Consider the following 9,611-nt stretch of genomic DNA (forward strand, 5'->3'; position numbering starts at 1 on the left):
GAGGGCGGCAAGCGCCGGGCCGTCGCCGACCACGACCTTGCTGCCCGGCGTCGCCGCGCCGAGGAAGGCGTCGAGGTTCTTCTCCACCGCGACCCGCCCGACATACAGCTGCACCGGCCGCGGCAGCGCGGCGATGGCGGCGTCGGGCGCGCCATCCGGCGAGAACAGCGCCAGGTCGACGCCGCGCCCCCAGCGGCGCGCGTGCGGCACGCCATTGGCGGCGAGCGCCGCGCACAATCGCGGCGTTGAGGCGAGCACCGCCTGCGCCGGCGCGTGGAACCAGCGGATATAACGCCACACCCAGGCCGGATCGACGCCGATCCGCGCCTCGATATAGTCCGGAAAGTGGGTGTGGTAGGCGGTGGTGAACGGCAGGCCGCGGCTCAAGCACCAGCGCCGCGCGACGACGCACAGCGGCCCTTCGGTGACGAGGTGGACGGCATCGGGCGCGAACCGCTCGATCCGCCGGCCGAGCGCCGCCGGGGTCGCGAGCGCGAGGCGGATCTCCGGATAGCTCGGGCAGGGCAGCGAGCGGAAGCCGTCGGGGCCGATCACCGTCACCTGATGGCCCATCGCCTCCAGCTCGCGGCGGGTCGCCTGCAGGGTGCGGACGACGCCGTTGACCTGCGGCAGCCACGCGTCGGTGACGATCGCGATCCGCATCAGGCGACCAGGTCGAGCGGGGCGGGGGTCGTTCGCCCGCGCCTGGCGATCTCCTCGCCCCAGCGCAGCAGCTCCATCCGCCCGTCGTGATGCTCGACCAGCGCGGTGCAGCTTTCCACCCAGTCGCCGTCATTGTAATAGCTAATGCTGCCGATCGTGCGCATCTCGGCAGTGTGAATGTGGCCGCATACGACGCCATCGACGCCGCGCATCGTCGCCGCCTGGGCCACCACCTCCTCGAAGCCGGAGATGAAGGCGACCGCATTCTTGACCCGCGCCTTGGCGAATTGCGACAGCGACCAGTACGGCATCCCCAGCCGCCGCCGGACGCCGTTGGTCCAGCGGTTGACCACCATCAGCAGCGTATAGGCGGTGTCGCCGATATGGGCGAGCCAGCGGTGCGCCAGCGTGATCGCGTCGAACTCATCGCCGTGCAGCACCAGCAGCCGGCGGCCATCGGCGGTGACGTGCATCGCCTTGCGGCGGATGGCGATGCCGCCGAAGTTGAGCCCCGCGAACTGGCGAAAGACCTCGTCATGGTTGCCGGGAATATAGGTCACGCGGGTGCCACGCTTGGCCCGCTTGAGCAGGCGCCAGACGACGTCGTTATGGCCGGCCGGCCAGAAGAAGCGCTTCTTCAGCCGCCAGCCGTCGACGATGTCGCCGACCAGATAGAGCATGTCGCTGTCGACGTGATCGAGGAAGTCGATCAGCATCGCCGCCGCGCAGCCGCGGGTGCCGAGATGGACGTCGCTGATCCAGATCGTGCGGTAGCGCCGCCGCGACGGCTCGGCGGCGGCACCGGGGGCTTTGGAGCCCGTAAGGCGATGCAGGTTGGTTGGCATCGTCGCTCCCATCGGATGAGAGCGACATGACCGTGCCGTGTTACAGCGTCACGGCCGTTCCGTGACAGATCGATGGAAGCAGCGTTATTTCGGGTGCGCGGCCGCTTGCTCGACGGCCGTCGCCACCGTGCGAGCCCAATCTTCCCCAGCCGCGGTGGAGGTTGCTGCCAAAATCGGCGTGGCAGCCAGCGGCGCGGCGAGCACACGGGTGCCGTTCGGAACCTCGGTCAGGTCGACCGCCTGCGCGGCGCATTTGCCGACGTCGAACGCGTCCTGCATCTCGACCGGCTCCTGGAAGGCGAGGCGTTCAACCGGCGTCGCGGTGCCGGCGGACCAGGCGTCGAGCGCGTCCTCCGCACGGGTGCCGACGATGAAGCAGATCATCCGCGCCGCCAGATCGGCCGCCTTCGTCGCGGCAGAGGCGGCGGGGACTACCAGCACCTGGCGCTCCACCGCCACCACCGAGCCGGCGCGCAAGCCTCGCACCGGCAGCGTCGCCAATTCGGCTGCCGACAGGAAGGCGATGCGATCCTCGGCCGCGCGGCGCAGGTCCGCCAGCGTGTCGTAGCCATGAAACGCGACCGCCGCCGCCGGCTGAACCTGACCGGCGACCGCGCGGCAGACCTCGACCGCACGGCCGCGCCAGACGCCGTCTTCGCCCTGTTCGGCGATCCCCGGCCGCGTCACCGCCCCGCAAGTGAACGGCGCTGGCGCCGCCGCCAGCAGCAGCGCCGCCGCGATCACTTCACCACACCGTTATACTGCGGCAGGGTCGATGGCAGCGGGTTGAAGCCCGGCGGCGGCCCCGTCACGACGCCCTGCCGCACATCCTCCGGCACCATCCCGATCGCGCGGCACCCCTGCCCGCCATAATGCGGCAGCGCCGCCAGCACCGCCGCCGGGATCGTCGCATAGGAGCCGGGCAGCGCCGGCGCGGTCCCCGCCAGCCGAGCGGGATCGAACGCCGACAACAGGCTGTCGGTCACGGGCGAGTTGAGGTCACGCGGCCCCAGATACTTCTGATGGAAGCCGGGCGGTCCGAACCGGTTGAACGCCGGCGCATCGCCCGCCGCCAGCGCCGCCTTCTCATCGGGCAGGCTCGCCAGCGGCTGCAGGCCGAACACCTCCTCGATCGTCTGGATCACCGCATTGTGGTCGCCCTCGGCGTGCGACACCGTATGGACGCGCGCATAGGGCGAGATCACCAACAGCGGCACCCGCACGCCGCGCGACAGCGGCAGGCCGTCGGGACCATAGGACAGGATGCGCGGCGGCACATGGTCGTAGAAGCCGTCCGATTCATCATAGGTGATGACGATCGCGCTCTGTGCCCACAGCGCCGGGTCGGCGGCGATGGCGTTGATGACGCGCGCGTTCATCGCCTCGGTGATCTGGTGGTCGGCATAGCCGGGATGGTCGTCGTCGCCATCCTTGGCATCGCGGATCGCCTTGACGTCGGCGTCGGTCAGCGCGGCGGGATAGGCCCGGTTCTGGATCGGCACCTCCATCCCGGCGAGATTGCCGAGGCCGCCGCGAATATAGATGATGCCGCCCTCCGCAGGCAGCGTCCGCCCGGCGATGTCGGCGAAGAAGTCGCCCTCCCCGCGCAGCGACGCCCGGGTGGCGTCGTTGTCCGCCAGATAGCCGAAATATTGCGGCCCTTCATGGTGCGCGACGAAGTTGCGGTGGCTGGCGACGCCGGCGGGATCGGTCGGCTCATGGTCATAGCCGTTCTGATACCAGCGCCACGCGACCGGCACATGCCCGCTCGCCTCGATCGCCGGGATATCCTGCTGGATGTCGGCCTGGTTGGCGGCGGGATCACGGTCGCCGGCCAGCGTGCGGCGGATGTCGCGGCCCATCGCGTCGAGCGGCACCGTCGCGAAGGTGAGGTTGGTCGAGACGTTGTAGGGCTCGCTGCCGCGATGGCCGTAATGCTCGCTCGGCGCGGTCGGCTGGCGCGGCTCCGCGCCGCGGTCGAACTCGGAGCCCCAGAAGGGGTTGGGATCGCCGGTCATCGGCACGCCGGTGGTGGTGCCGGTGCCGGCATAATGGTCGCCGTTGACCGTTCCGCCGATCGGCCCGGTGAAGCCGGCGACGCCATGCTTGACCCATTGCGTCTCGCCCGCCTGCCCGGCCAGCATCGCGATCGCGTTGGGGGTCGAGGGCGTGTCCTCGGTCGCGAAGATGTTGTCGAACAGCGTGAAGCGGTTGGCGTAGCGCCAGAAGAACGGGATGGTGTCGCAATCGATGTGCGACATGACGAGGTTGGCGTACTGCCGCCCGCGCGCGATCTGCGCGGCGGTCTTTGCGGGACCGGACTTGCCGCCGAACTCGATTTGGGCGAAGCCGTCCATGCGAGGGGTGCCGTCGACGACATGGAGCTTGCGCGCGAGGCCGGTATGGCTGTGGTCGACGCTGTCCATCACCGTCGCGTTCTGCGCCGGGCCGAGGCGGAACGGCCGCGCCGTCACCGTATCGCCGCTGGCCTCGTCGACATAGGTCTGCGCGAAGCCGGGCGTGTGCGCGGCATCACGCCGCCCGCGCTCGTCGGCATAAACCCCGTCCGCGCCAGGGAAGCTGCCATATTCGTGATCGAACGATTCATTCTCGTTGAAGATGACGAACACGTACTTCACCCGCTTGCGCAGCATTGCGATCAGCGCGGCGCGGTCGGGCGCAGGATGCCTGGCGGGATCGACGAAGTAGCGTGCGACGTCGCGGTCGCGCGACGGCGGCTGCGCGGTCACCAGCGGCCGGTTGCGCTCGGCGGCATGGCCATCGGTGCAGGCAATCAGCGCCGTCCCGGCCAGCAGCCCTCGCAACCATCGGTATCGATCTGTTCTCATCGGGTGCCAACTAGCCTCGTTGCGTTACTTGACGGTGACGCTGGCAGGGCGAGACCGCCGCCGCAACCCTGTCTATTCTCGCCCTAGCGGCCCCGTTCATCCCCGCGTAAGGCGCGCGGGATGACGACCAAGACCGATGCGCCAAAGGCCTCGCCCACGATCGAGTCGCGCGACCAGCTGATCGCCAGCTTCGCGCGCGGTGAGAAGCCGGCGGCGGCGTGGCGGATCGGCACCGAGCATGAGAAGTTCGTCTACGCGCTGGGCGACCACCACGCGCCGTCCTATGACGAGCCGGGCGGCATCCGCGACCTGCTCGGCGAGCTGGAACAGCATGGCTGGCGACCGGTCGAGGAGACCACCGACGACGGCACTAACGTCATCGCCATGGCCGGCACCGACGGCAGCATCAGCCTGGAGCCCGCCGGCCAGTTCGAGCTGTCGGGTGCGCCGCTGGAGAACCTGCACCAGACCTGCGCCGAGACCGGCCGCCACCTTGATCAGGTCAAGGCGGCGGGCGAAAAGCTGGGCATCGGCTTTCTCGGCCTCGGCATGTGGCCCGACAAGACCCGTGCCGAGCTGCCGGTGATGCCCAAGGGCCGCTACGCGATCATGCGCGGTCACATGCCGCGGGTGGGGTCGCTCGGCCTCGACATGATGCTGCGCACCTGCACCATTCAGGTCAATCTCGACTATGCGTCCGAGGCCGACATGGCCAAGAAGTTCCGCGTCGGCCTGGCGCTGCAGCCGCTCGCCACCGCGCTGTTCGCCAACTCGCCGTTCACGGAAGGCAAGCCGAACGGGATGCTGTCGTTCCGCAGCCACATCTGGTCCGACACCGACCCGCACCGCACGGGGATGCTGCCCTTCGTGTTCGAGGACGGCTTCGGCTACGAGCGCTATGCCGACTATGCGCTCGATGTGCCGATGTACTTCGTCTATCGCGACGGCCGCTACATCGACGCCGCCGGGCTGAGCTTCCGCGACTTCCTGCGCGGCGAGTTGTCGGTGCTGCCGGGCGAGAAGCCGACGCTCGACGACTGGACCGATCACCTGTCGACCGCCTTTCCCGAGGTGCGGCTCAAGACATTCCTGGAAATGCGCGGTGCCGATGGCGGTCCGTGGAGCCGGATCTGCGCACTACCGGCACTGTGGGTCGGGTTGCTCTATGATGGCGGCGCGCTCGACGCGGCGTGGGATCTGGTGAAAGGCTGGTCGCTCGACGAGCGCCAGACGTTGCGTGACGCGGTGCCCCGGCTCGCGCTCGACGCACCGATCGCTGATGGCGGCCGGTTGCGCGACATCGCCGGCGAGGTGCTCGACATCGCCCATGCGGGGCTCGCCGCGCGGGCTCGCGGCAGCGGCGCGGGCGATGACGAGACCGGCTTCCTCGACCCGCTGCGCGAGATCGTCCGCACCGGCAAGGTGCCGGCGGAACGCCTGCTGGAGCGGTATCACGGCGTTTGGAACGGCGACGTGTCGAAGGTCTACGCCGAAGAGAGTTTCTAGCCCGCCCGCCCGAGCATCCAGCCGAACAGCCGCGGCACCGGCGCGTTCGCGCTCGCCCACTCGCTGTAGGCGCGATAGGCCGGGTCCTCGCCCAAATGCCGCTCCTCGGTTCGCGCGCGCCAGTAATAGATGCCGCTGACCGCCGCCATCAGCACCATCGCCCGCGCCGCATCGCCCCAGCCGCCGACCGACAGCATCGGCAGCGTCGCCAGCCACCAGTAGAGGTTCTTGGCAAGATAGGCCGGGTGCCGCGACAGCCGGTACGGCCCATGGGTCAGGATGCCGCGATGCGTGAGGTTGGAGAAGCGGAACCCGAACGCCACCGTCGCCGAGGCGTAGATCGCGGTCAGCCCGACCAGCATCGCCGCCCATAGCGCCAGCACCAGCGGGTGACCGCCGAGCCAGATCGTCCAGCCGTCGCTGCCCCGCGTGGCGATCGAATAATCGAGCGGACCGCCGCGATCCATCAGCACGCTCGGCGGGTAGCAGATCAGCGCCGCCGTCCACGCCGCCGCGAATGGATTGGCCGAGCGGATGTGCGAATCCAGCGGCCGCAGCGTCAGGATATAGCCGGCGGTCGCGAACAGGCAGTCGACCGCAAACAGCAGCCCGATCAGCCACAGCGCCACCGCGACGGGATCGCCCGCCAACAGCTGGCCATGCTCGCGCACGGTCGCGCCGAACCCCGGCGGCACCACCGCCAGCATGAAGGCGAGGAAGAAGCCCTTCACCGCCCAGCTGCGCCAGTGATTGTGCATCGCCGCCCGGTCGATCGGCTCGCCCAGGCTCAGCAGCCACGCGCCGAATGCATAGGCTCCGTCGCGCGGCACCAGCAGATGCCGGTCGAGCCATAAGGTATATGGCACCGAGGCGACGACCAGCACCGGCAGCGCCCAGCCCAGGCACCACATCGCGAACGGATAGCCGCCGACGCTCCAGTCCCAATAGAAGCGCTCGGTCGCATAGACCGCCGCAATCGCCGCCCAGGTCGCCCACAGCCCGACCAGCTTGACCGCCGCGGTCGGCAGTACCTCGCGCCAGGGCCGCGCCACATCCCAGTCGAGCCCGGTCGAGGCGCGGCGGTGCACCTTGTCGACCAGCACCGCCCAGCCCACCATCGGCACCGCGCACGCCGCCACGCCGATCAGCGCCGCATAGGGGCCGTCCAGCCCCAACCGGCACGCGACCGCGATCCATCCCGCCAGCCCCGCCAGCCCGACCCACCCGGTCGCCGCTCCGACGGCGGAAGCCGGCCGGGCCGGGGCGGTGGCGCGGGTCGCGAGCGTGCGATCGTGGAACATGCGCGGGCGTTAGCGCGACAATGGTAAGCATCGCGTGAAGCACGCCCGCTTGCGCCGCCGCGCCCCGATGCGCTACGCCGCTGCTGCACATCGCGGGTGTAGCTCAATGGTAGAGCAGAAGCCTTCCAAGCTTATGACGAGGGTTCGATTCCCTTCACCCGCTCCCGCTCGGCCGGTCCGCGGCAAGGCCCAATGGCGTCAGCGGATCGCCGATCAGCCCGCTCACCATCTGCGCCAGGATGCGCTTCGCCGGCCAGCGGTTGGCGAGCGGCCCGACCAGCCGGTCGCGGACGAGCGGCAGCAGCCGGCCGTCCGATTGGTAGACCGGCGTGAACAGCGCGCTCGCCGCCTGGTATAGCCGGACGTGGCGGGAGCGCAGCTGGCTGAACCGACCCAGCGCCGCTGCCACATCTTCCGTACGACGCAACGCGATCGCCAGTGCATAGGCGTCGAGCAGCGCCATATTGGCTCCCTGGCCAAGCTGCGGGCTGGCCGAGTGCCACGCGTCGCCGAGATGGACCAGGGCCGGCTCGACCGGCTTAGTCAGGGTGCGATGGGCATAGCGGGCGAAGGTCAGCTGCTCGGCCGCGCCAATCTGATCGAGCAGCGGCCGGGTCGCCGGCCACAGGTCGAGAACCTGCGCCTTCCAGGCGTCCAGCCCTCCCGCCCGCCAGTGTTCCAGCCGATCCGCGCGCAGCGACCAGAAGAAGGCCGCCTGTGCCGGCCGGTCCTGCCGCGGCCGGCCAAGCGGCAGGACGCCTGCCATTACGCTCGCCCGGCGGTAACGCTGTTCCAGCGCGGCTCCGCTGAACGATCCGTCGGCAGGCCAGTCCAGGCTGGCCCATAGCGCACCATAGGCGAGCGGGCGGCCGGTCGGCGGCGCAAGCGGCGAGCGCGTGCCGAGCGCGTCGACGACGAGGTCGAACGGCCCGTCGCTGCTCCCGTCCGCGAACCGCAATCGTCGGCTCGCGCCCTCTGCATCACTGGTCGTCACCGTGCGGCCGGTCTCGATCGGCACGGCCGCGGCACGTACCGCCTGGTAGAGGATGTCGAACAGCGCCGCACGGTGGGTACCGAGGCCGACACCCTCCCCCGCCAGCGCAGCGTAGCGCACGTCCAGCACCGTGCGACCGCCGGCCTGGCCGAACAGCCGCTCGATCCGCGCGCTGCGGCCGGCAAGCTCCTCCTTGAGCCCGAGTTCGCGCAGCACCGCCTGCCCGGTCGGCTGGATCATCAGCCCCGACCCGATCGGCTGCGGTTCGGCGAAGCGCTCGAACAGCCGCACGCGATGGCCGTCGCGCCGCAGCAGCAGCGCAGCGGCGAGACCGCCCGGTCCGCAACCCGCCACCGCGATATGGAGCGCCACCATGAATTGGGATTTAGCGTCGGCTGCCTGCTCCGCCAATCCGCAGCGGATCGCTGAACGATGATTGCCTCTGCCGGCCGGCCACGCCAGGATCGCCAGGTGACGGACGGCCCCCCTACCATCGCGGCAACGGGCGCGCGGGCGCGTCAGCGAGAGGAACGCCGCCAGCGCCTGATCGCCGCCGCGCGGACGCTGCTCGCCGAGGGCGGTGCGAGCGGCTTCTCGATGGCGACGCTCGCGCAGCGCGCGAACCTCAGCCTTGCCACGCCATACAATCTGTTCGGCTCAAAGGCGGCGATCCTGCACGCGGTCGTCGCGGCCGAGTTTGCCGGCCTGTACCGCGCCGTCGGCACGGCCGACCCGCGCGATCCGGCGCGGCTGACCCTGGAGGTCGCAGGCCGGATCGGGCAGGTGGTGGCGCGCAAGCCCGCTTTCTATCGCGGCCTGTCGCACTCGCTGTCGGTGCTCGGGCCGGAGGAGCTGCGCGGGCTGATGGTCCCGCTCGGCGAGACCATGCTGACGCCGCTGGCGCAGGCGATGGCGGCGGCGGGGATGATCCGCGCGGCGCTGCCGGCCGAGGTGCTGGGCGTGCAGTTCGCCTTTGCGGTGGAGGCGGTGTTCCTGCACTGGGCGGCGCTCGACTGGTCGGGGCCGCGGCTGACCGCCGAGCTGTCGCTGAGCATGGGCCTGACGCTGCTCGGCGCGCTGACCGAACCGCCCCGCCCCGCCTTTGCCGCCGCGCTAGACACGGTGACCGCCCAGCTGATCGCGATGCGCGCCGCCTGACGTCAGAGGTGCCAGGCGATGCGCGCCAGCCGCTCCTTGTGATAATAATCGTCGCCCAGCGTCTCTCCCGCAACGCGCGCGCGCTTGAAGAACAGGCCGATGTCGAGATCGTCGGTGACGCCGATGCCGCCATGCATCTGCACCGCCTCGCTCATCACGTCGCGCGCGGTTCTGGTCGTCACCGCCTTGGCGAGGCTGGCGAGCGCGCTGGCGGCGGGATCGCCCGCGTCGAGCGCGCGCAGCGCCTTCAGCACGACGCCGCGCGCCAGATCGAGCGCGATGTACAGGCGCGCGG

At 70.3% G+C, this 9,611-nt stretch carries 9 protein-coding genes and 1 tRNA gene; 3 read left to right on the forward strand and 7 right to left on the reverse strand.

The genetic code is table 11. From position 1 onward, the window contains the following. From HUU96_RS06225 to HUU96_RS06240, 4 genes are all read right to left on the reverse strand, one after another. The coding region (locus HUU96_RS06225) for a glycosyltransferase (protein ID WP_174291977.1) at positions 1-663 on the reverse strand (663 nt) is incomplete at its 3' end. Further along, complete coding sequence (locus tag HUU96_RS06230; RefSeq protein ID WP_254605052.1) at positions 663-1,508, reverse strand: UDP-2,3-diacylglucosamine diphosphatase; 846 nt, start codon at positions 1,506-1,508, stop codon at positions 663-665. The genes HUU96_RS06225 and HUU96_RS06230, both read right to left, overlap by 1 nt. An 84-nt stretch (positions 1,509-1,592) precedes the next feature. Beyond that, positions 1,593-2,252: a hypothetical protein gene (locus HUU96_RS06235; protein ID WP_174291979.1), complete on the reverse strand. Its 660-nt coding sequence runs from the start codon at positions 2,250-2,252 to the stop codon at positions 1,593-1,595. After that, positions 2,249-4,333, reverse strand: a complete 2,085-nt coding sequence (locus HUU96_RS06240) for a phospholipase C (RefSeq protein WP_174291980.1) — start codon at positions 4,331-4,333, stop codon at positions 2,249-2,251. The genes HUU96_RS06235 and HUU96_RS06240 overlap by 4 nt, the downstream gene beginning before the upstream one ends. Before the next feature lie 144 nt (positions 4,334-4,477). Between HUU96_RS06240 and HUU96_RS06245 the strand changes: the two genes are divergently transcribed. Next, on the forward strand, positions 4,478-5,863 hold the full coding sequence (locus HUU96_RS06245; RefSeq protein ID WP_174291981.1) for a glutamate--cysteine ligase: 1,386 nt from the start codon (positions 4,478-4,480) through the stop codon (positions 5,861-5,863). Here the strand turns inward: HUU96_RS06245 and HUU96_RS06250 are convergent. Next, entirely contained in the window at positions 5,860-7,164 is a 1,305-nt protein-coding gene (locus HUU96_RS06250; RefSeq protein ID WP_174291982.1) for a methyltransferase family protein, read from the reverse strand. The genes HUU96_RS06245 and HUU96_RS06250 overlap by 4 nt on opposite strands. A 92-nt stretch (positions 7,165-7,256) precedes the next feature. On the opposite strand from HUU96_RS06250, the gene HUU96_RS06255 reads away from it, so the two are divergent. Next, positions 7,257-7,327, forward strand: a tRNA-Gly gene (locus HUU96_RS06255). Here HUU96_RS06255 and HUU96_RS06260 read toward each other — a convergent pair. After that, positions 7,319-8,533: an FAD-dependent oxidoreductase gene (locus HUU96_RS06260; RefSeq protein WP_174291983.1), complete on the reverse strand. Its 1,215-nt coding sequence runs from the start codon at positions 8,531-8,533 to the stop codon at positions 7,319-7,321. The genes HUU96_RS06255 and HUU96_RS06260 overlap by 9 nt on opposite strands. 96 nt (positions 8,534-8,629) lie before the next feature. Here HUU96_RS06260 and HUU96_RS06265 point away from each other — a divergent pair, with 96 nt between their 5' ends. Further along, the gene (locus HUU96_RS06265) at positions 8,630-9,316 is read left to right on the forward strand and encodes a TetR/AcrR family transcriptional regulator (protein WP_174291984.1); all 687 of its coding nucleotides are present in this window, start codon (positions 8,630-8,632) and stop codon (positions 9,314-9,316) included. A 2-nt stretch (positions 9,317-9,318) separates the two neighbouring features. Here HUU96_RS06265 and HUU96_RS06270 read toward each other — a convergent pair. Continuing rightward, the coding region (locus HUU96_RS06270; RefSeq protein ID WP_302480219.1) for an acyl-CoA dehydrogenase family protein at positions 9,319-9,611 on the reverse strand (293 nt) is incomplete at its 5' end.

The organism is Sphingomonas bacterium, from assembly GCF_903644135.1.
Lineage (GTDB): Bacteria > Pseudomonadota > Alphaproteobacteria > Sphingomonadales > Sphingomonadaceae > Sphingomonas.

Coding starts and splice junctions, on each gene's coding strand:
- HUU96_RS06230 (WP_254605052.1), bottom strand. CDS start 1,508: ATGCCAACCAACCTGCATCGCCTTACGGGCTCCAAAGCCCCCGGTGCC.
- HUU96_RS06245 (WP_174291981.1), top strand. CDS start 4,478: ATGACGACCAAGACCGATGCGCCAAAGGCCTCGCCCACGATCGAGTCG.
- HUU96_RS06250 (WP_174291982.1), bottom strand. CDS start 7,164: ATGTTCCACGATCGCACGCTCGCGACCCGCGCCACCGCCCCGGCCCGG.
- HUU96_RS06260 (WP_174291983.1), bottom strand. CDS start 8,533: ATGGTGGCGCTCCATATCGCGGTGGCGGGTTGCGGACCGGGCGGTCTC.